Genomic DNA, 19208 nt, shown 5'->3' on the forward strand with positions numbered 1-19208 from the left:
GGACGCCTATGAATCACACTGACGACCCGTGCCGGAATCCCCAATCCGATTCCGGCTGAGGTGAAAACGCTCTAGCACGCCCGTGCGCCGATCGCCCGGGCGGGGCGCCATGCGGCGGCGAAACCTGTGGAGCGGCCCCGGGGTATGGTCCGGAAGGCACGGTGAGGCGAGCCGATACGCGATGACCGGCCCAGAATGCTTATTCGTGTAACGATGAGTCAAAGCCCAGGCGGCGTTGGTCACGGCGTTGTCAGAATTGTGTCCAGGGCAAGAAAAAAAAGAGGCGGACCCTGCGGTCCGCCTCCCTTCTTCGGCAAAATCCTGCTCGTCGCCGATGCCTGGCGGGGTTGCCCCCGCCCGGCACCGAAACGGATCAGAAGTCCATGTCGCCGCCCATGCCGCCCATGCCGCCGCCACCGCCGGCCGGGGCCGCGGCCTTCGCCGGACGCTCGGCCACCATCGCCTCGGTGGTGATCAGCAGGGAGGCGACGGAAGCCGCATCCTGCAGCGCCGTGCGCACGACCTTGGTCGGGTCGATGATGCCGGCCTGGACCAGGTCCTTGTACTCGTCCTTCTGGGCGTCGTAGCCGAAGGTGTAGGTATCGGTGCGCAGCACCTCACCGGCCACCACGGCGCCGTCCTTGCCGGCGTTCTCGGCGATCTGCTTGACCGGCGCCTGGATCGCGCGGCGCACGATCTCGATGCCGACCTGCTCGTCGCTGTTCGCGCCCTTCAGGCCGCCCAGATTGGTGGAGGCGCGCAGCAGCGCCGTGCCGCCGCCCGGCACGATGCCTTCCTGCACCGCGGCGCGGGTCGCATGCAGCGCGTCGTCCACGCGGTCCTTGCGCTCCTTCACCTCGACCTCGGTCGAGCCACCGACGCGGATGACGGCGACGCCACCGGCCAGCTTCGCCAGGCGCTCCTGCAGCTTCTCGCGGTCGTAGTCCGAGGTGGTCTCCTCGATCTGCGCCTTGATCTGCTCGCAGCGGCCCTGGATCTCGGTCTTCTCGCCGGCGCCGTCGACGATCGTGGTGTTCTCCTTCTCGATCTTCACCAGCTTGGCGCGGCCCAGCATGTTCAGGGTCACGTTCTCAAGCTTGATGCCGAGGTCCTCGGAGATCACCTGGCCACCGGTCAGGATCGCGATGTCTTCCAGCATCGCCTTGCGGCGATCACCGAAGCCCGGCGCCTTGACGGCGGCGATCTTCAGGCCACCACGCAGCTTGTTCACGACCAGGGTGGCCAGCGCCTCGCCCTCGACGTCCTCGGCCACGATCACCAGCGGGCGGCCGGACTGCACCACGGCCTCGAGCAGCGGCAGCATCGGCTGCAGCTGGGAGAGCTTCTTCTCGAAGATGAGGAGGTAGGGGTTCTCCATCTCCGCGATCATCTTCTCCGCATTCGTGATGAAATACGGGGAGACGTAGCCGCGGTCGAACTGCATGCCCTCGACGACGTCGAGCTCGGTCTGGATGGACTTGGCTTCCTCGACGGTGATGACACCCTCGTTGCCGACCTTCTCCATCGCCTTGGCGATCATCTCGCCGATCTCGGACTCGCCGTTGGCCGACAGCGTGCCGACCTGCGCCACTTCGGCGGAGGTGGTGATCTTCTTCGTCTTGGCCTCGAGCTCGGCCACGACATGCGTCACGGCCTTGTCGATGCCGCGCTTCAGGTCCATCGGGTTCATGCCGGCGGCCACCGCCTTGGCACCCTCGCGGACGATCGCCTGCGCCAGGACGGTCGCGGTGGTCGTGCCGTCGCCGGCCGTGTCATTGGTCTTCGAGGCCACTTCGCGCACCATCTGCGCGCCCATGTTCTCGAACTTGTCGGCCAGCTCGATCTCCTTGGCGACAGTCACGCCGTCCTTGGTGATGCGCGGGGCGCCGAAGCTCTTGTCGATGACGACGTTGCGGCCCTTGGGGCCCAGCGTCACCTTCACGGCGTCGGCCAGAATGTCCACGCCGCGGATCATGCGCTCGCGCGCGGAGGCGCCGAACTTAACGTCTTTAGCTGCCATGGTGAGTAATCCCGTTCAATCCGTTGAGGAAACCAGGCGAAGATGCGGCCGAGCGGCCGGAATGGGCGCGCGCTGCGCGCCCCGTTCCGCCGTCGTCAGGCCGCCTTCGCCACGGAAGGGTTGTCGAGGATGCCCATGATGTCGGACTCCTTCATGATGAGGAGCTCCTCGCCATCGAGCTTCACCTCGGTGCCCGACCACTTGCCGAACAGGATGCGATCGCCGGCCTTCACGTCGAGCGCGCGGAGCTCGCCCTTGTCGTTCAGGGTGCCGGAGCCGACGGCGATCACTTCGCCTTCCTGCGGCTTTTCCTTGGCGGTGTCGGGGATGATGATGCCGCCCTTGCTCTTCTCCTCGGCCGTGACGCGGCGGACGAGAACGCGGTCGTGCAGTGGACGAAAGCCCATGGACTTCTCCTGTCGCTTCCAGTGATTGGCAAGCTCTTCCGGAGATAACAGCGGCCAGCGGCCCCGGTCTTCGGCACCCGCTAGCACTCCCCCCAGAGGAGTGCCAGCGATGTAGGACAAGGGGCAGGAAAGGTCAAGGCTCGGCAGCACTCTCAGAGTGCGAGTGCTAACACCTTGTTTGCGCAGGATTTTCCTTGCAAAGCCTTCACACCTCCATGGCAAGCTTCCCCCGCCCCGCGGCACTGAGGACCGCGGGACCATTCGGGAAAAGGGCCCGGAACGGGCCGGAAAGGAGCAGGATGACCCCGCTTGCCGATCTCACTGGCCTCGAACGCTTCGCCCGCCTCGCCGCCGTGCCGGACTGGCACCTGACCACCGCGGAAATCCTCTATCACATGCCGGACCATCCCGGCCTGCTGCAGACCTTCATCTGGCAGAAGCACGACCTGGCGCCGAGCTTCCCCGCGCTCGGCAAGTTCCTGGCCTTCTGGCAGCGCGAGATCGAGGGGCCGCTGCATTCCGTCCGCGTCGCCTCCACCGCGCTGATCAAGCCGGCCGAGCTGCGCTACGCCAACGGGCAGTTCATCCTGCACTGAGCGCGTCAGACCCGGAAGATCGGCGGCCCGGGTCCAGCGCGGGTCAGGCCCTGGGACCGGGCACCCCCGGCCGGTCCGCCGGCTGCGGGGCGGCCCCCAGCTCCGGCAGCGCCGCGGCCAGCCTGGCCACGAACTCGCTGGCCCGGCCGCGCCCCAGCGCGGTGTTGTAATGCGCCTTCCAATAGGCGCCCATCGCCGCCACGTCGCCCGCCGCCGGCAGCGCCCCCGGTGCGCGGCGGTAGCGCAGCCGGGCCATCACGGCCGCGTAGAGGTGGTTCTGCACCAGCAGCTCCGCCTTCGGCTGCGGGCTGCCGGGTGCCAGCCCCGCCACCGCCAGCACCCGTGCCGCCAGCGGCTTCCGGAAGGCCAGATACGTCGCCCAGATATCGTCATGCGTCGCGGGCTCCATCTGGAAATAGCCCAGCGCCGGGCCGCGGGAGCCGTCCCGGTTGGCCAATTGCCGCAGATGCTTCAGCCCGCTTTCCTGCAAGGCGGTGCCCAGCAGCAGCAACCGCACCCCGGCCCGCCCCTCCGGCTCATCCAGGCCCAGCGCCGCCAGCGCCGGGTCGATCACCTTCTCCAGGAAAGTCCCCGCCGTCCAAACGGCCTCCGACATGGCACGCCTCCCTGCGACAGGAGAGCGACCTATCTCGGATTAGGAAAATAATCAAGAAAACGTTTCAGGCCTGCGACGCCGCCGGCGCATCCATCAGCCGCGAGACGATCGCCCGCCTGACCGGCGCCAGCAGGGACCCGGCGCCGAGCAGGGCCGCGCGCGCCAGCCGCGCCGGGCCGCGATCGTCCGAATAGAGCCGCGCCACCGCATTGGTCGCCAGGAACAGCGGCAGGGTCGCAGCACGGTGCTGGCTGGCATAGCGGAACAGCCCCGCCACCGCCCCCGGATCCTCCCCCCGCCCCAATTCGCGGGCCAGGACCTCGGCGCCCGAAAGGCCGAAGTTGAAGCCATGCGCCGTCACCGGATGCATCCCCACCGCCGCATCCCCCAGCAGCGCGAAGCGCCGCCCGACGAAGCGATGCGCGTAGCTGGCGACCAGCGGATAGAGGTGCCGCGTCCCCGCCAGCGTCATGCGCCCCAGCCGCCCCTGGTAGCGCCGGGTCACCGCCGCCCCGAAAGCCTCGGGCGGCATTGCCATGGCGTCCTGCGCCTCCGCCGGCGGCAGGGTCAGCACGACGGAGGACATGGCCCCGTTCAGCGGCAGCATGGCGATGGTCTGGCCATGGCCGAACCATTCGGTCGCCACCCCCTCATGCGCGCCTTCATGCGCGACGCGCGCCACGATCATGCTGCGGCCGAAATCCAGCATGGCGGCGCCGATCCCGGCCAGGCGCCGGGCCTCGGAGAAGCGCGAATCGGCGGCCACCACCAGCCGGGCGCGCACCGTCTCGCCGCCCTCCAGCCTCACCACCGCACCCTGGGCGCCCAGCTCCAGCCCGACCACCGCCCGGCCCGCAACCAGCTTCGCCTCGGTCGTCGCCACCGTCTCGAACAGCGCCCGGCGGATCAGCTGGTTCGGCACCAGCCGGCCCAGCGGCTCCCCGGCCCCGCCCGGGGCGAAGCGCAGCGCCAGGGGGTTGGCGCCGTTCAGCACCTTCGCCTCCCGCAGCGGCGCCGTCTCGGCGGCCGGGATGCGGTCCCAGGCGCCGATCTCCCGCAGGATGGCCTGGGAGCGATGGGTGAGCGCGATCTCCCGCCCATCGAAGGCGGGATCCGCGATCGCGGCCTCGGGCGCGCGCTCCAGAAGGGTGACCCGCTGCCCGCTGCCGGCCAGCGCCGCGGCCAGGGCCAGGCCGGCGGGGCCGGCGCCGATGATGGCGATATCCGTGTTCATGATCGCTCCTTGCCCCGGGGCATGTCGGGCGTCCTTGATCCGGCGCAAGCCGCGGATCAGTCCTCCCCCGCGGCGCCAGCCGCGATCTAATCCTCGCCCTGCAAGGCCCTGCCCGCCCGGTGCCGGCGCAGCAGCAGCAGCCCCAGCCCGGCCGAGACCGCGAAGAGCGCCACCCCCAGCCCGAGCTGCCAGGCCCCCTCGACCCGAATCCCCTTGCCCAGCAGGGCAAAGACCACCGTCTGCGGCAGGTAGCCCAGCGCCGATCCGGCCAGGAAGGGTCCCGCCGCCAGCCCCGCCATGCCCCCCAGCAGGTTCAGCGCCAGGTTGTTGCCCACCGGCAGCAGCCGCAGCGCCAGCGTCGCCTCGAAGGGATTCGCGCGCAGCGCATCGCGCAGCGGCCGCAGCCGGTGGCCGAAGCGCCCCGCAATCCGCCGCTCCGCCCAGCTTCGCCCCAGCAGCCGTGCCCAGAAATAGCCCGCCGCGCAGCCCAGCAGCTGCGCCGCCAGGGCCAGCGCGGTGCCCAGCACCGTGCCGAAGCCATAGCCGCCCAGGAAGGCGATGCTCTGCCGCGGCACCCCCACCGCCGTCAGCGCCGCGCCGACGAGGACAAAGACCAGCTCGCCGCGCAGCCCGTCGCCCAGGATCTCCCGATCCATCCAGCCGGTGCCGGGCACGCCGCCCATCTGCCGCAGCAGCGCCCCGCCGGCCAGCAGGCCGGCCGCCAGCACCAGCAGCTTTGCCAATGACTTCCAGCGCTCGGGCATGGCTCAGCCTTCCGGCGGGGGTGCGACCCGCTGGGCCACCGGCCGCTTCCAGCGGCGCTGCAGCCAGATCACGCCCAGCATGTCCGAGATGCTGACAGCCAGCCGGTCCAGCGTGCCGTAGTTGGATTTTCCGCGCAGCCGCGGCCGGTGGTTCACCGGCTCGCTCACCACCCGCCCGCCGGCGCGCAGCACCAGGGCGGGCAGGTAGCGGTGCATATGGTCGAAGCGCGGCAGCTCCAGGAACAGGGCGCGGGGAAAGACCTTCAGCCCGCAGCCGGTATCGGGCGTCGCATCGCCCAGCAGTTTCGCGCGGATCGCGTTCGCCAGCCGGCTGGTCACCCGCTTCACGCCGCTGTCCTTGCGGCTGACGCGATGGCCGGCCACCAGCAGGTCGGCCGCCCCCTCCGCCTGGGCCCGCCGCCACAGCGCGGGGATATCCGCCGGGTCGTTCTGCCCGTCGCCATCCAGGGTGGCGATCCAGGGCGCCCGCGCCGCCAGCACGCCGCTGACCACCCCGGCCGATTGCCCGCAGGAGGTGGCATGGCGCAGCACCACCACGGGGTGGCGCGCCGCCGCCTCCAGCAGCCGGGCGCCGGTCTCGTCGGTGGAGCCATCATCGACGCAGAGGATCTCGAAGGCCTGGCCGGCCAGGGCCTGCCCGATCTCCTCGATCAGCGGCAGCACATTCGGCCCCTCGTTCCGCATCGGGATGACGACGGAAATCGCGGGGGCGATCGTCAGGCTGGAGGGGGTCGGGTCGGCGGGGCTGGGCCGGTCCGGCCTCGGGGACAGGTCGGGGGCCATGGGCGGCGGGGGTAGCAGGGGGCGGGGCGGGCGGCAAGCTGGCGGGGCGGCCGCGTCATCTGCGTGCAATCGGCACGGCACATGCTGCATCATGCCGCATCGCCTTATATAACGCCGCATGCCCTTCGATCCGCCCCCGCCCAGCAGCACCGCAACCCTGCGCCGCGATGCGCGCGCCGTCGCTTTCTGGCTGCTCGGCGTGGCGGGGCTGGTCTGGATCATGGTGGCCATCGGCGGCGCCACGCGGCTCACCGGCTCGGGCCTGTCCATCATGGAATGGGCGCCGCTTTCCGGCACCCTGCCGCCGCTCAGCGAGGCCGAGTGGCAGCGGCTTTATGACCTGTACCGCACCATCCCGCAGTACCAGCTGGTCAACCAGGGTTTCGGGATCGAGGGCTTCAAGCAGATCTTCTGGCTGGAATGGCTGCACCGCCTCTGGGGCCGGCTGATCGGCCTGGCCTATGCGGCGGGCCTCGCCTGGTTCTGGCTGCGCGGCCGCATCCCCGCCGGCAGCAAGCCGCGGCTGCTTGGCCTGCTGGCGCTTGGCGGGCTGCAGGGCGCGGTCGGCTGGTACATGGTCGCCTCCGGCTTCGAGGCCGATCGCACCGCCGTCTCCCCCTACCGGCTGGTGATCCATCTGGGCCTGGCGCTGCTGATCTTCTCCGCCCTGCTCTGGACCGCGCTCGGCCTGTTGCGGCCCGAGGGCTCGGCGCCGGCCGAGGCACGGCCGGTGCGGCGGATGCTGAAGGTGGCGGCCTGGACCCTGGTGGCCGCCATGCTGGCCGGCGGCTTCGTCGCCGGCACCCGCGCCGGGCTCAGCTTCAACACCTTCCCGCTGATGGATGGCCAGCTGGTGCCGGATGGCTACTGGCTGCTCTCGCCCGCCTGGACCAACCTGACCGCGAATATCGCCGCCGTGCAGTTCAATCACCGCCTGCTGGCCACGCTCACCGCGCTGTTTGCCGCGGGCGCCGTCTGGGCCGCGCTGCGGCGGCTGCCGGATGGCGGGGCGCGGCGCGCCGTGCTCGGCTTCGGCGCGTCGGTGGCGCTGCAATATGCGCTGGGCGTGGCCACGCTGCTGCATGTGGTCCCCGTGTCGCTCGGCACGCTGCACCAGGCCGTCGCGGTGCTGGTGCTGGCCAGCGCGCTGGTCGCCCTTCATGCGCTGCGGCCCGCGCGGCCGCCCGAGACGGTGCGGCCGGCGTGACCGAGGCGCCGGCCGCGACCAACGACCTGCTGCCGGCGCTGCTCGCCGCGCTGCCGGTCGGGATCGCGGTCTTCGGCGCGGATCATCGCCTGCTCGCCTGCAGCGCGACGAACCTCGCCTGGCACGGCATGGCCGCGGACAGCCTGCCGCCAGGCACCAGCCTGCCCGAGGTGATCCGCCTGCTGGCCTGGAACGGCGCCTTCGGCCCCGGCGACCCGGAGCCGCTGGCACAGGCCATGCTGGCACTGGACCGCACCCGCCCGAGCAGCCGCCTGGTCCGCAGCCGTGCCGACCGGGTCTTCCTGATCGAGACCCGGCCGCTGCCCATGGGCGGCTTCCTGACCTGCGCCACCGATGTCACCGCGCAAAGCCGGGCGGAGGCCGAATCCGCCGCCCATGCCAGGCTGCTGGAGACGGTGCTGGCCCGGCTGCAATCGGGGGTGGCGGTCTTCGACGGCGATCTGCGCCTCGCCCTCTCCAACCCGGCCTATGAGGGGCTGATCGGCCTGTCCGGCGGCAGCATCCGCCCCGGCATGAGGCATGGCGAGATCCTCGGCCTGCTGGCCGCACGCGGCGAGATGGACCCCGAGGAAGTGCGCGAGATCACGGAGCAGGTGACGAATGGCAGCTTCCGCTCCGGCACCCGCCAGCGGATCCGCCCCACCGGCCATGTGCTGCGCGTCGGCAGCCAGCCCCTGCCGCCCGGCGGCTTCATGATCGAGGTCGACGACGTCACGGAGCTGCGGCGCGCCCAGGACGAGGCCAGCCGCCGCGCCGCCCTGCTGGATGGCGTGCTGGAGGCGCTGCCGCATGGCGTCTGCGTCTTCGGCCCGGACCGCCGGGTGGCGCTGTTCAACCGCGCCTATGGCCGCATCATGGCCGGCTCGCCGATCCAGATCGGCGACCTGCTGGACGATCTTGTGGCCCGGCGGCAGGCGGAGGGCGAATTCACCGCCGACGAGGCCGCGCTGGTCCGCCGCCGCCCGACCGATGCCGGCAGCGACGGGCTGCTGCGGCATATCCGGCCCAATGGCACGGCGGTGGAAAGCCGCGTCGCGCGCCTGGCCGATGGCGGCCATATCAGCGTGCTGACCGATGTCACCGCCCTGCACCGCGCCGAATCCGAGGCGAGCCATCGCGCGGCGATGCTGGAGGCGATGCAGAACGCGATCCGCCACGGCATCTGCATGTATGGGCCGGACCACCGGCTGATCGCCACCAGCAGCCGCACCGCGCCGATGATCGGCCTGCCGCAGGACTTCCTGGTCCCAGGCCTCTATGTGAACGACCTGCTGGATGAGCAGGTGCGCCGTGGCGAGATCCCGGCGGAGGCCGCCGCCCGCGCCAAGGCGAATGATCGCACCAAGCCCTACCGCTACCATCGCACCAGCAGCGACGGCCGAATGATCGAGGTGGCCTCCGACCCCACCCCGGATGGCGGCTTCGTCATGACCTTCAGCGACGTGACGGAGGACTACCGGATCCGCGCGGAGCTGGAGCGCGCGCGGGTGGCCGCCGAGGCGGCCTCCGAGGCCAAGTCCCGCTTCCTGGCGACGATGAGCCATGAGCTGCGCACGCCGCTGAATGCGGTGATCGGCTATTCCGAGGCCTTGGCGAGCGAGCGCGACCCGGCCCGGCGCGACGACTACAGCCGCTGGATCAACGAGGCCGGTCGCCACCTGCTGCTGCTGATCGACGATATCCTGGACGTGGCGCGCAGCCAGACCGGCCGGCTGGAGCTGAACGAGACGCCGGTCGCGCTCGGCCCGCTGCTGCAGGGGGCGGGCGATGCGGTGGCGGAGGCCGCCCGCCAGGCTGGCCTGACCCTGACGCTGGAGGTGCCGCCCGGCCTGCCGCGGCTGCGCAGCGATGCCGGCCGGCTGCACCAGCTGCTGGTGAACCTGCTCTCCAATGCCGCCAAGTTCACCCCATCCGGCGGCCGGATCACGCTTTCGGCCAAGGTCACGGCCGAGGGGCTGGCGATCCGCGTCGCCGATACCGGCATCGGCATCGCGCCGGAGGACCGGGAAAGGGTCTTCGAGCCCTTCACCCAGGTGGACAATTCCCTGTCGCGCCGCTTCCAGGGCTCCGGCCTCGGCCTCTTCATGGCCCGCAACCTGGCCGAGGCGCTGGGCGGCAAGGTCGGGCTGGAGGCGCCGGCCGGGCCCGGCACCGTGGCCGTGCTGCGCTTCCCCCCCGAGCGGCTGATCCATCCCGCCGAGCCGGAGCCCGGCGATTTTCCCGGCGATCCGCCGGGGGCGACCCCATATTCCAACCGCTGACCGCCCGCCCGTGAAGGAATTGCCGTGACCGACGCCCTGGCCGCCACCGATGCGCTGTTCTTCACGAAGCTCGACCGCGCCGCGGCGGAGCGCCTGACCCGCGGCGCGACCCAGGGCGCGGAGGATGGCGAGCTGTTCCTGGAGCACCGCGAATCCGAGGCGATCAGCCTGGAGGATGGCCGCATCCGCTCCGCCAGCTTCGACGTGACCAGCGGCTTCGGCCTGCGCTCCGTGGCCGGGGAGGCGGCGGGCTATGCCCATGCGGCCGAGATCTCCGAAGCCGCGCTGGGCCGGGCGGCGGAGACGGTGAAGGCGGTGGCCGCCGGCCATTCCGGCACGCTGGATGTCGCGCCGCGCGCCACCAACACCCAGCTCTATTCCGAGCTGAACCCGCTCTCCGCCATGGCATTCGCCGCCAAGACGGAAATGCTGGCGGAGATCGACGCCTATGCCCGCGCCCGCGACCCGCGGGTGCGCCAGGTGATGGCCTCCATCTTCGGCGAATGGCAGGCGGTGCAGATCCTGCGCCCGGATGGCTCGCGCGTCGCCGACCTGCGCCCGCTGGTGCGGCTGAACGTCTCGGTGGTGGTGGAGAGCAATGGGCGGCGGGAGACCGGCAGCACCGGCACCGGCGGCCGCTTCGCCTATGAGCGCGTGCTGAACCCCGCCACCTGGAAGGCCTCGGTGGAGGAGGCGCTGCGCCAGGCGCTGCTGAACCTCGACAGCGTCCCGGCGCCGGCCGGGGAGATGGAGGTGGTGCTGGGCCCGGGCTGGCCCGGCATCCTGCTGCACGAAGCCATCGGCCATGGGCTGGAGGGCGACTTCAACCGCAAGAAGACCAGCGCCTTCGCGGGTCTGCTCGGCCAGCGCATCGCCTCCCCGGGCGTGACGGTGGTGGATGACGGCACCCTGCCGGACCGCCGCGGCTCGCTTTCCGTCGATGACGAGGGCACCCCCTCCGGCCGCACCACGCTGATCGAGGACGGGATCTTGGTCGGCTTCCTGCAGGACCGGCAGAATGCCCGGCTGATGGGCGTGGCGCCGACCGGCAACGGCCGCCGTCAGTCCCACGCCCATATCCCGATGCCGCGCATGACGAACACCGTGATGCTGAACGGCGACCGCGACCCGGGCGAGATCATGGCCAGCGTGAAGCGCGGCATCTATGCGGTGAACTTCGGCGGCGGCCAGGTGGACATCACCTCCGGCAAATTCGTGTTCTCGGCCAGCGAGGCCTACCTCATCGAGGACGGCAGGATCGGCGCGCCGGTGAAGGGTGCGACGCTGATCGGCAACGGGCCGGATGCGCTGACCAAGGTGGCGATGGTCGGCAACGACATGGCGCTGGACGCCGGCATCGGCACCTGCGGCAAGCAGGGCCAGGGCGTGCCGGTCGGCGTCGGCCAGCCGACGCTGAAGATGACCGGGCTGACCATCGGCGGCACCGCCGTCTGATCAGCCCGCCGCGTCAGGCGCCGCCGGGCAGCGGCGCCTGCGGGTGCACCAGCCCCGCCTGGCGCAGATCGCGCCAGAAATCGACCGGCACCGTCTCCTCCATCGCCGCCCGGTCCTCCGCGATCCGGGACGGCCGGCTGGCCCCCGGAATCACCGCGGCCACCGCCGGATTGGCGAGCGAGAATTGCAGCCCCGCCGCCTTCATGCTCACGCCATGCCGATCCGCGATCGCCTTGATCCGCGCCACCTTGTCCAGGATGGCGGGCGGCGCCGGTGCGTATTCGAAGTTCGGGCCACCAACCAGGGCGCCCGAGCTGTAGGGACCGCCGACCACGATGCCGAGGCCGCGTTCCGCCACCTTTGGCATCAGCCGCTGCAGCGCCAGCTCGTGGTCGAGCAGCGTGTAGCGCCCGGCGAGCAGCGACCCATCCGGCCGCGCCTGCTCCAGCCCCAGCAGCAGTTCCACCGCCTCCACCCGGTTCACACCGAGCCCCCAGGCCTTGATCACCCCCTCGTCCCGCAGCCGGTCGAGCACCTTGAAGGCGCCGGTACGCGCCTCCTCGAACCTGCCGATCCAGGCGTCGCCATAGAAATCCTGGGCCACGTCATGCACCCAGACGATGTCGATATGGTCCGTCCGCAGGCGCTTCAGGCTGTCCTCGATCGAGCGCAGCGTGGCATCGGCGGAGTAGTCGTTGACCACGCGGTTCGGGCGGCCGTGCTTGAAGACCTCGCTTTTCTCGCCCTGGTCCCGCGCGCTGACATCCTCGACCTCATCGAGGATGACGCGGCCGACCTTGGTGCTGATGACGTAGTCCGCGCGCGGCTTGCCCGCGAGGGCCTGCCCCATGCGCAGCTCCGCCAGGCCGGCGCCGTAGAAGGGCGCATTGTCGAAGTAGCGGATGCCGTCGGCCCAGGCGGCCTCGACGGTGGCCAGCGCCTCCTCCTCCGGGATGGCACGGAACATGTTGCCGAGCGGGGCCGCGCCGAAGCCGAGTTTCGTGGGAAGGATCTTGGTCAGTTTCACGGGGGATTTCCTTGCTGTCAGCAGGGGCAACGCCGCGAGCCGCGGGAGTTGCAATCCGCGCGCGGGAAGTGATCCGGTCAGGCCAGTTCGATCCCAAAGGCCTGGCGCAGCCCCGCCTCCCCGGCCCGGGTCACCAGCACGGTGCGGGAGGCCGGCACGCGCTTCACCCAGCCGAGTTCGAAGCAGCGCGTGCAGAGCGCGGCGCCGAGCCCGCCGGCCAGGTGGTGGCGCCGCTCGCTCCAGTCCAGGCAGGGCTTGCAGAAGGCGCGGCGCGTGCCGGGCTGGGGGCGGATGCCCAGGGATTCGAGGAAGTCCTCACCCGCCGGCGTCACCGCCCCGCCATCCGGCGCCAGCTCCAGCTGGCCGCGCGCGACCATGGCCTCCGCGATCGCAACCCCCAATCGGCCGGCCAGATGGTCGTAGCAGGTGCGGGCCCGGCGCATCGCCGCATCCGCCGGGCCGATGCGGGGCGGCCGCGCGGGCGGTGGGGCGGCCCCGGCCACCGTCATGATCGCCTCCAGCATCCGCGCCACGGCGGGCGTCGCCAGGCGGTGGTAGCGGTGGCGCCCCTGGCGCTCCATCGCCAGCAGCCCGGCGGCGGCAAGCCGTGCCAGATGGCCGCTGGCGGTCTGCGCGGTGATGCCGGCCACGCCCGCCAGCTCCCCGGCCGTCAGGGCGCGGCCATCCATCAGCGCGTTCAGCATGGCGGCGCGGGCCGGGTCGCCGACCAGCGCGGCGGTCTCGGCCATGGCGGCATTGGTGGACATGGCGGGGCTCCTTTGCGCGCAGGCTAGGCCGGTTGCTCACAGCCGCCAGCAGGGTTTTGCGACTTCCCGCGCCACCTCGGCCTCGGTCACGCCGAGGTCACGGGTCACGCCGCAGATGCGGCGACAGCTCGGCCAGGTCCTGGCGGCTGTGGTGCCGGGCGAGGCATCCCGAAAGCCAGTCCAGCGCCCTGCGCCAGGGGCGCAGTCGGGGAAGGGCGAGGCGAAGCGGTTGCACGAGGGCAGGCATGGCGGGGCTCCGATACGACCCCGCCAGAATGCCGCCGCGCCGGCGCGCCTTGCTTCGGGCGGCACCGAAGCGCCGTCAGGTCACATGCCGCTCCAGCGCCGCGGTCCATTGCGCGGAATCGCCGTCATGCGCGCTGTCATCCGGCTCCAGCACCGCCAGCGGAAAGCCGGCCTGGTGCGCATCCGGCGTCAGACGATCCGCATAGGCGACGAACAGGAAGCTGTTGCCCGCCGGCCCGAACACCTCCGCCACCGCCGCTGCCACATCCCGCATCCGCTGCGCCGTCAGCCGGAAATCCATCGGCTGTGGCGCACCCTGCGAGACGCCGGGCAGGTTGTTCTGGGTATTGGAGAGGATGAAGACCCGCCTTCGCAGCGCCCGCAGCGCCAGCAGCCGGTCCCAGCGCCGGGCGAGGCGCCCCGCCAGCGCGGTGAAATCCGCCGCCTGCTCCGTCGGATCGTGCCACAGCCAGACGCCATGCCGCGCCCAGAAGGGACGCTCCGCCGGGATCAGCTCGGCCGGCGCGGGCGGCACCCGCACCGGCCCACGCAGCCAGCGCGCCGCGGCGCCGGGCGGCGCCAGCACCCAGTCGAAGGGAAGCGTCCGCCATACCAGGCTCGGGTCCAGCCGCGCCCGCAGCAAGGGCACGTTCAGGCTGATATGCCGCGCGGTCTGGCAGGAGGCGCCAAGGCTGATCACCGCCGCGCTTTCGCCGATCAGGGACATGCATCACCCACTGGCTGTGGCTTCCCTTTTCGCCAGTTTGCGCGGAGAAGGAAAGCGGGGGCGCAGACCCCGGGGAGAGCAGGCAAGATGACACCGCGCGGCCGCCACTTCTTCGCCAATCCGGGCCCCACCAATATCCCGGACAGCATCCTGCAGGCCGTGAGCCACCATACGGTGGATTTCAACGGCCCCGACTTCCTGGAGGTCTACGACGCCTGCCTCGCCGGGCTGAAGCGCGTGCTGCGCACCGAACAGCATCTCTTCATGTACACCGGCACGGGCCACGCGGCCTGGGAAGCCACGCTGGTGAACCTGCTCTCGCCCGGCGACCGTATCCTGGTGATCGAGACCGGGCATTTCTCCGAGGCCTGGGGCCGCATGGCCGCCGATCTCGGCATCGCGGTGCAGACGCTGGCCGCCGATTGGCGCCGCGGGGTGGATTACGCCGAACTTGCCGCGGCGCTGGCCGCCGATACCGGCCAGGCCATCAAGGCGGTCTGTGCCGTGCACAACGAGACCTCCACCGGCATGACGCTGGACCTGCCGCGCATCCGCGCCACGCTGGACGATGCGAAGCATCCGGCGCTGCTGCTGGCCGATATCATCTCCTCCCTCGGCTCCATCGAGTTCCGCTTCGACGACTGGGGCATCGATGCCGCGGTGGGCGGCAGCCAGAAGGGGCTGATGCTGCCAGTGGGCTTTTCCTTCAGCGGCGTCTCGGAAAAGGGGCTGGCCGCGCACAAGGCCAGCACCTTCCCGAAACACTACTTCAACTGGACGACGATGCTGACGCGCCGCCACCGCAGCTTCATCGGCACCGTACCCATCGCGCTGATCTACGGGCTGCGGGAGGCGCTGCGCCTGATCGAGGAGGAGGGCCTCGACCAGGTCCTGGCCCGCCACACGCGCCTAGCGGAAGCCACGCGCCGCTGCGTGCGGCACTGGGCGGGCAATGACGGGCCGCAGCTGTTCTGCCTGTCGCCCGAACGGGTTTCCGATTCCGTCACCTCCGTGCTGATGCCGGAGGGGCATGATGCGGAGGCGCTGCGCCGCCGCGTCGGCACGCTGAACGTCGCGCTCGGCACCGGCCTGTCCCGCCTCAACGGCAAGGTCTTTCGCATCGGCCATCTGGGCGACCTGAACGAGCCGATGCTGCTGGGCACGCTGGCCTCGACCGAGATCGGCCTGCGGCTGCAAGGCGTGCCGCATGCCGGCGGCGGCGTGGAGGCCGCCATCGCCTATCTGGCGGAGACGGCGCCCTGATCCGCCGCGCCACCCTGGCGGAGGCGCCGGCACTGGCCGCCCTGGTGGAGCGCGCCTATGCGCCCTGGCTGCCGGTGACCGGTGCCCGGCCGGCCCCGATGGATGACGACTACGCCGCGCATTGCGAGGCGGGCCGGGCCTTCGTGCTGGAGAAGGACGGGGCCCTGGCCGGGTTGATCGTGCTGATGGATTTCCCGGACCATCTCTGGATCGACAATGTCGCGGTGGAACCCGCCTTGAAGGGCCAGGGCCTCGGCCGGGTTCTGATGGATTTCGCGGAAGCCGAGGCGCGCCGCCGCGGGTTGCCGGAGCTGCGCCTGCTGACCAATGCGCTGATGGCGGCCAATATCGCGATGTACCGCCGCCTCGGCTTCAACGAGACGGAGCGCCGCACGGAAGCGGGCCGCACCCGCGTCTATATGACGAAGCCGCTCTCGGGCTGAAGCGCCACGCCGAGGCTGGCCAGGTCACGCCAGTAATCCGGATAGGTCTTCGCGACGCAGCCGGGATCGAGGACCGTCACGCCGGGCACAAGCAGACCCACCAGCGCCATGCTCATGGCAATCCGATGGTCGCCATAGGTCTCGATCAGCGCCGGCCGAAACGCCTCCCGCGGCTGCGGCGTCACCACCAGGTCGTCGCCGTCTTCCACCGCCAGGCCGGGGGCGACTCGGGAAAGTTCGGTGGCCATGGCGGCGACGCGGTCGCATTCCTTCACGCGCAGATTGGCGATGCCGGTGAAGCGCACCGGCGTCGCATTGAAGGCCGCGAGGGCGGCCAGCGTCGGCACCGCATCCTGCATCTGCGAGCCCTCGATTTCCGGCGGCAAATGCGGGAACTGCCGGATCAGCGCCTGCGCCTGCGCATCCGGCTGGGTGAAGTTCTGCGTACCCAGGTCGATGGCACCGCCCGTCAGCACCTCCGCCGCCCAGAGATAGGTCGCGGCCGAGGCATCCGGCTCCACATGCAGATCGGCCGCGCGATAGCCGCCCGGCTGCACAAGCCAGGCCGCCGCACTCTCCTGCGTCACCACCGCGCCGAAATGGCGCATGGCGGCCACCGTCAGATCGATATAGCCGCGCGCGCCGATCGCATCACCCGCCAGCGAGACCCGCACCGGCTTCGCGCCGCAGGCCGCCAGCATCAGCAGGGCGGAGACGTACTGGCTGGACAGGCCGGCATCCACCGTCACCGCCGTACCGTCAAAGCCGCCGCGGCCCTGCACCGTCACCGGCGGGCAGCCCGTGGGCGCCGAGGCCTCCACGCCAAGCGCGGCCAGCGCCGCCACCAGCGGCGCGATGGGCCGCTTCTGCATATGCGCATCGCCGGTCAGCACCACCGGCCCATCGGCCAGCGCCGCCGCCGCGGCCAGGAAGCGCGTCGCCGTGCCGGCATTGCCGAGGAAGAGCGGCGCGGCCGGCGCGCGCAGCGCCCCGCTGCCGGTCACCACGAAGCTGGTCGCATCCGGCTCCGCCACCGTCACGCCCATGGCGCGCAGGGCCTCGGCCATGTGCCGCGTGTCGTCGCTCTTCAGTGCGCCGGTGATGCGGCTGGTCCCCCGCGCCAGTGCCGCCAGCAGCAGCGCCCGGTTGGTGATGGATTTCGACCCCGGCGGCGCCACGCGCCCGCACAGCGGATTCGCGGGCGGGGTGATGGTCAGCGCGGCCATGGTCAGGCCTCGGCTTCCGCGAAGATGCGGGAGACGTCGCCGCCCCAGGCACCTTCCCAGCGCTGCAGCCAGCGCTCCGCCTGGGTGAGGCCCGATTCCGCGATCTCGGCCAGCGGCGCCAGATAGACCTCCTCGCCCAGCCCGCGCGCCTTCAACCCCTCGCGCGCAATCGCCACCGCATCGCGGGCGATCGCCTGCAGCGTGCGCCCGCGGATCGTCGCCGCCAGCGCCTGCTGCGGCACCGCGTTGCGCAGCAGCTTCATCTCCTCCACCGTCCAGCCGCGGATCAGCCCGGCGGCCGCCTTCTGGGCGGCATCGTCATACAGCAGCCCCGTCCAGAAGGCGGGCTTGGCCATCAGCATCGCCGGGCTGCCGGCATCCGCCCCGCGCATCTCGAGAAAACGCTTCAGCCGGACATCGGTGAAGACGGTGGTGACGTGGTCCGCCCAGTCCCCCATCGTCGCCTCATGCCCCGCCAGCTTCTCCGCACGCCCCTCCAGAAAGGCGCGGAAGGACACGCCCGCGGCGTCGATGTACTGGCCGTCGCGCATGATGAAATACATCGGCACGTCGAGCACGAACTGGGCGAAGCGTTCGAAGCCGAACCCCTCCTCGAAGACCACGCCGGGGATTCCCGTGCGATCCGGGTCGGTATCCGTCCAGACCCGCCCGCGCAGCGTCAGCAGGCCGGAGGGCTTGCCCTCCAGGAAGGGCGAATTGGCAAACAGCGCCGTGGCCAGCGGCTGCAGCGCCAGCGACACGCGCAGCTTCTCCACCATGTCGGCCTCGTCGCCGAAATCGAGGTTCACCTGCACCGTGCAGGTGCGCAGCATCATGTCGAGGCCCATGCCGCCGACCATCGGCATGTAGCGCCGCATGATGGCGTAGCGGCCCTTGGGCATCCAGGGCATCTCCTCCCGCTTCGCCAGCGGGTGGAAGCCCAGCGGCGCGAAGCCCAGGCCGAGCGGCCCGGCCACCTCATGCACCTCCCGCAGATGCTCGGCCAGTTCCACGCGCCCGGCATGCAGATCCTCGACCGGCGCACCCGAGAGCTCGAACTGCCCGCCCGGCTCCAGGCTGACGGAGCCGCCGCCGCGCTTCAGGCCGATGACATTCCCGGCGTCCAGGATCGGCTCCCAGCCCCTGCCCTGCAGCCCTTCCAGCATCGCCTTGATGCCGACCGGCTCATAGGGCGGCGGCGCGAAGCCAGACCGGGCGAAGCCGAACTTCTCGTGCTCGGTGCCGATCCGCCAGGCCGCGCGGGGCTTGGAGCCTTGGGCAAACCACTCGGCCAATTGGCGCGTGGAGGTGATCGGCGTCAGGTCGGCCTCGCCGGGATTCGACATGGATGCGTTCTCTTCCTGGCGTTCCGCCGGGGCAGGTGCCCCGACCGATCAGGCCCAATCGCCCATCAGCGCCTGCAGCGCCGCGAGCCCGGCCACGGCCGCGGTCTCGGCCCGGAGAATCCGGGGCCCGAGTGCGGCCGGCACTACAAAGGGCCGCCGGCGCAGGTCGTCAAGTTCCGCCTCCATGAAGCCCCCCTCCGGCCCCACCAGCAGGGCCAGCGGCACGCCCGGCGGCAGGGCCAGTTCGCGCAGCGGGCGCGCCAGGCTGCGCTCCATCGCCACCACCAGCGGCGCGCCGTCCCAGGCCTCCAGCACCCGGTGCAGCGGCACGGCCTCCGCCACCTCCGGCACCGACAGCCGCTCGCATTGCTCCGCCGCGCCGCGGGCGATGGCGGAGAGCCGCGCGGCATTGGCGCGCTCGGCCACGGTGCGGCGGGTCAGCACCGGCTGGACGAGCGTGGCGCCGAGCTCCGTCGCCTTCTCCACCACCCAGTCCATCGCATCCCGCTTCAGGGCGGCGACCAGCAGGCGGCATTCCGGCTCGGCCGCCGGCGGGCGCGCCTGGGCGCCGATGGCAAACCGGGCGCGGTCCTTGCGGATCTGCTCGATGGTCGCGTTCCATTCCCCGTCGCGGGCATTGAACAGCCGCACCGCATCGCCCGGACCGCGCCGCAGCACCGTGCCGATGTGATGCGCCTGGCCCGGCGCGGCCTCCAGCACCTCGCCCTCGGCCAGGGGCTGATCGATGAAAAGACGGGGGATGGACATCCGGAACCTC

General features: G+C 71.4%; 19 protein-coding genes. 6 read left to right on the forward strand and 13 right to left on the reverse strand.

Going from position 1 to position 19208, the window contains the following annotated elements; translation table 11 throughout:
* Nucleotides 1-373: 373 nt before the first annotated feature.
* Both groL and groES read right to left on the reverse strand, forming a co-directional pair.
* A complete protein-coding gene (gene groL, locus ACTIF1_RS23545; protein ID WP_439598893.1) occupies nucleotides 374-2020 on the reverse strand; it encodes a chaperonin GroEL in 1647 nt (548 codons plus the stop codon).
* A 95-nt stretch (nucleotides 2021-2115) separates the two neighbouring features.
* A complete protein-coding gene (gene groES, locus ACTIF1_RS23550) occupies nucleotides 2116-2427 on the reverse strand; it encodes a co-chaperone GroES (RefSeq protein WP_216837617.1) in 312 nt (103 codons plus the stop codon).
* Nucleotides 2428-2726: 299 nt separating this feature from the next.
* Here groES and ACTIF1_RS23555 point away from each other — a divergent pair, with 299 nt between their 5' ends.
* On the forward strand, nucleotides 2727-3023 hold the full coding sequence (locus ACTIF1_RS23555) for an usg protein (protein ID WP_439598894.1): 297 nt from the start codon (nucleotides 2727-2729) through the stop codon (nucleotides 3021-3023).
* A 43-nt stretch (nucleotides 3024-3066) separates the two neighbouring features.
* Here ACTIF1_RS23555 and ACTIF1_RS23560 read toward each other — a convergent pair whose 3' ends face one another.
* The 4 genes from ACTIF1_RS23560 to ACTIF1_RS23575 form a co-directional block, all read right to left on the reverse strand.
* On the reverse strand, nucleotides 3067-3639 hold the full coding sequence (locus tag ACTIF1_RS23560) for a hypothetical protein (protein ID WP_439598895.1): 573 nt from the start codon (nucleotides 3637-3639) through the stop codon (nucleotides 3067-3069).
* Nucleotides 3640-3703: 64 nt separating this feature from the next.
* Nucleotides 3704-4873 (reverse strand): 5-demethoxyubiquinol-8 5-hydroxylase UbiM, encoded by a 1170-nt coding sequence (gene ubiM / locus ACTIF1_RS23565; RefSeq protein ID WP_439598896.1) that lies wholly within the window; start codon nucleotides 4871-4873, stop codon nucleotides 3704-3706.
* 86 nt (nucleotides 4874-4959) lie between these two features.
* Nucleotides 4960-5637 carry a TVP38/TMEM64 family protein gene (locus ACTIF1_RS23570; protein ID WP_439598897.1) on the reverse strand — a complete coding sequence of 226 codons (678 nt, stop codon included), beginning with the start codon at nucleotides 5635-5637 and terminating at the stop codon, nucleotides 4960-4962.
* A 3-nt stretch (nucleotides 5638-5640) separates the two neighbouring features.
* Entirely contained in the window at nucleotides 5641-6441 is an 801-nt protein-coding gene (locus ACTIF1_RS23575) for a glycosyltransferase family 2 protein (protein WP_439598898.1), read from the reverse strand.
* Between the two features lie 118 nt (nucleotides 6442-6559).
* Here ACTIF1_RS23575 and ACTIF1_RS23580 point away from each other — a divergent pair, with 118 nt between their 5' ends.
* From ACTIF1_RS23580 to tldD, 3 genes are read left to right on the forward strand one after another with little or no spacing between them, the layout of a single operon-like run.
* Nucleotides 6560-7648, forward strand: coding sequence for a COX15/CtaA family protein (locus ACTIF1_RS23580; protein ID WP_439598899.1), 1089 nt, complete (start codon nucleotides 6560-6562; stop codon nucleotides 7646-7648).
* On the forward strand, nucleotides 7645-9930 hold the full coding sequence (locus ACTIF1_RS23585; RefSeq protein ID WP_439598900.1) for a PAS-domain containing protein: 2286 nt from the start codon (nucleotides 7645-7647) through the stop codon (nucleotides 9928-9930). The genes ACTIF1_RS23580 and ACTIF1_RS23585 overlap by 4 nt, the downstream gene beginning before the upstream one ends.
* A gap of 24 nt (nucleotides 9931-9954) precedes the next feature.
* Complete coding sequence (gene tldD / locus ACTIF1_RS23590; protein WP_439598901.1) at nucleotides 9955-11385, forward strand: metalloprotease TldD; 1431 nt, start codon at nucleotides 9955-9957, stop codon at nucleotides 11383-11385.
* A 13-nt stretch (nucleotides 11386-11398) separates the two neighbouring features.
* Here tldD and ACTIF1_RS23595 read toward each other — a convergent pair whose 3' ends face one another.
* The 4 genes from ACTIF1_RS23595 to ACTIF1_RS23610 all read right to left on the reverse strand — a co-directional run bounded on the left by ACTIF1_RS23595 (nucleotide 11399) and on the right by ACTIF1_RS23610 (nucleotide 14152).
* Nucleotides 11399-12412: an aldo/keto reductase gene (locus ACTIF1_RS23595; protein ID WP_439598902.1), complete on the reverse strand. Its 1014-nt coding sequence runs from the start codon at nucleotides 12410-12412 to the stop codon at nucleotides 11399-11401.
* A gap of 77 nt (nucleotides 12413-12489) precedes the next feature.
* The gene (locus ACTIF1_RS23600) at nucleotides 12490-13179 is read right to left on the reverse strand and encodes an ArsR/SmtB family transcription factor (protein ID WP_439598903.1); all 690 of its coding nucleotides are present in this window, start codon (nucleotides 13177-13179) and stop codon (nucleotides 12490-12492) included.
* A 97-nt stretch (nucleotides 13180-13276) separates the two neighbouring features.
* Entirely contained in the window at nucleotides 13277-13426 is a 150-nt protein-coding gene (locus ACTIF1_RS23605; RefSeq protein WP_439598904.1) for a hypothetical protein, read from the reverse strand.
* 75 nt (nucleotides 13427-13501) lie between these two features.
* Complete coding sequence (locus ACTIF1_RS23610) at nucleotides 13502-14152, reverse strand: hypothetical protein (RefSeq protein ID WP_439598905.1); 651 nt, start codon at nucleotides 14150-14152, stop codon at nucleotides 13502-13504.
* An 87-nt stretch (nucleotides 14153-14239) separates the two neighbouring features.
* Here ACTIF1_RS23610 and ACTIF1_RS23615 point away from each other — a divergent pair, with 87 nt between their 5' ends.
* On the forward strand, nucleotides 14240-15415 hold the full coding sequence (locus tag ACTIF1_RS23615; RefSeq protein WP_439598906.1) for a pyridoxal-phosphate-dependent aminotransferase family protein: 1176 nt from the start codon (nucleotides 14240-14242) through the stop codon (nucleotides 15413-15415).
* Between the two features lie 98 nt (nucleotides 15416-15513).
* Nucleotides 15514-15858 (forward strand): GNAT family N-acetyltransferase, encoded by a 345-nt coding sequence (locus ACTIF1_RS23620; RefSeq protein ID WP_439598907.1) that lies wholly within the window; start codon nucleotides 15514-15516, stop codon nucleotides 15856-15858.
* Here the strand turns inward: ACTIF1_RS23620 and ACTIF1_RS23625 are convergent.
* From ACTIF1_RS23625 to ACTIF1_RS23635, 3 genes are read right to left on the reverse strand one after another with little or no spacing between them, the layout of a single operon-like run.
* Complete coding sequence (locus tag ACTIF1_RS23625; protein ID WP_439598908.1) at nucleotides 15831-17084, reverse strand: 3-phosphoshikimate 1-carboxyvinyltransferase; 1254 nt, start codon at nucleotides 17082-17084, stop codon at nucleotides 15831-15833. The genes ACTIF1_RS23620 and ACTIF1_RS23625 overlap by 28 nt on opposite strands.
* A 2-nt stretch (nucleotides 17085-17086) precedes the next feature.
* On the reverse strand, nucleotides 17087-18430 hold the full coding sequence (locus ACTIF1_RS23630; protein ID WP_439598909.1) for a glutamate--cysteine ligase: 1344 nt from the start codon (nucleotides 18428-18430) through the stop codon (nucleotides 17087-17089).
* A 48-nt stretch (nucleotides 18431-18478) separates the two neighbouring features.
* A complete protein-coding gene (locus ACTIF1_RS23635) occupies nucleotides 18479-19198 on the reverse strand; it encodes a 16S rRNA (uracil(1498)-N(3))-methyltransferase (protein ID WP_439598910.1) in 720 nt (239 codons plus the stop codon).
* Nucleotides 19199-19208: the final 10 nt, after the last annotated feature.

The organism is Falsiroseomonas sp., from assembly GCF_051860665.1.
Classification (GTDB): domain Bacteria; phylum Pseudomonadota; class Alphaproteobacteria; order Acetobacterales; family Acetobacteraceae; genus Falsiroseomonas.

Coding starts and splice junctions, on each gene's coding strand:
- groL (WP_439598893.1), bottom strand. CDS start 2,020: ATGGCAGCTAAAGACGTTAAGTTCGGCGCCTCCGCGCGCGAGCGCATG.
- groES (WP_216837617.1), bottom strand. CDS start 2,427: ATGGGCTTTCGTCCACTGCACGACCGCGTTCTCGTCCGCCGCGTCACG.
- ACTIF1_RS23555 (WP_439598894.1), top strand. CDS start 2,727: ATGACCCCGCTTGCCGATCTCACTGGCCTCGAACGCTTCGCCCGCCTC.
- ACTIF1_RS23560 (WP_439598895.1), bottom strand. CDS start 3,639: ATGTCGGAGGCCGTTTGGACGGCGGGGACTTTCCTGGAGAAGGTGATC.
- ubiM (WP_439598896.1), bottom strand. CDS start 4,873: ATGAACACGGATATCGCCATCATCGGCGCCGGCCCCGCCGGCCTGGCC.
- ACTIF1_RS23570 (WP_439598897.1), bottom strand. CDS start 5,637: ATGCCCGAGCGCTGGAAGTCATTGGCAAAGCTGCTGGTGCTGGCGGCC.
- ACTIF1_RS23575 (WP_439598898.1), bottom strand. CDS start 6,441: ATGGCCCCCGACCTGTCCCCGAGGCCGGACCGGCCCAGCCCCGCCGAC.
- ACTIF1_RS23580 (WP_439598899.1), top strand. CDS start 6,560: ATGCCCTTCGATCCGCCCCCGCCCAGCAGCACCGCAACCCTGCGCCGC.
- ACTIF1_RS23600 (WP_439598903.1), bottom strand. CDS start 13,179: ATGTCCACCAATGCCGCCATGGCCGAGACCGCCGCGCTGGTCGGCGAC.
- ACTIF1_RS23605 (WP_439598904.1), bottom strand. CDS start 13,426: ATGCCTGCCCTCGTGCAACCGCTTCGCCTCGCCCTTCCCCGACTGCGC.
- ACTIF1_RS23610 (WP_439598905.1), bottom strand. CDS start 14,152: ATGTCCCTGATCGGCGAAAGCGCGGCGGTGATCAGCCTTGGCGCCTCC.
- ACTIF1_RS23615 (WP_439598906.1), top strand. CDS start 14,240: ATGACACCGCGCGGCCGCCACTTCTTCGCCAATCCGGGCCCCACCAAT.
- ACTIF1_RS23620 (WP_439598907.1), top strand. CDS start 15,514: ATGGATGACGACTACGCCGCGCATTGCGAGGCGGGCCGGGCCTTCGTG.
- ACTIF1_RS23625 (WP_439598908.1), bottom strand. CDS start 17,084: ATGGCCGCGCTGACCATCACCCCGCCCGCGAATCCGCTGTGCGGGCGC.
- ACTIF1_RS23630 (WP_439598909.1), bottom strand. CDS start 18,430: ATGTCGAATCCCGGCGAGGCCGACCTGACGCCGATCACCTCCACGCGC.
- ACTIF1_RS23635 (WP_439598910.1), bottom strand. CDS start 19,198: ATGTCCATCCCCCGTCTTTTCATCGATCAGCCCCTGGCCGAGGGCGAG.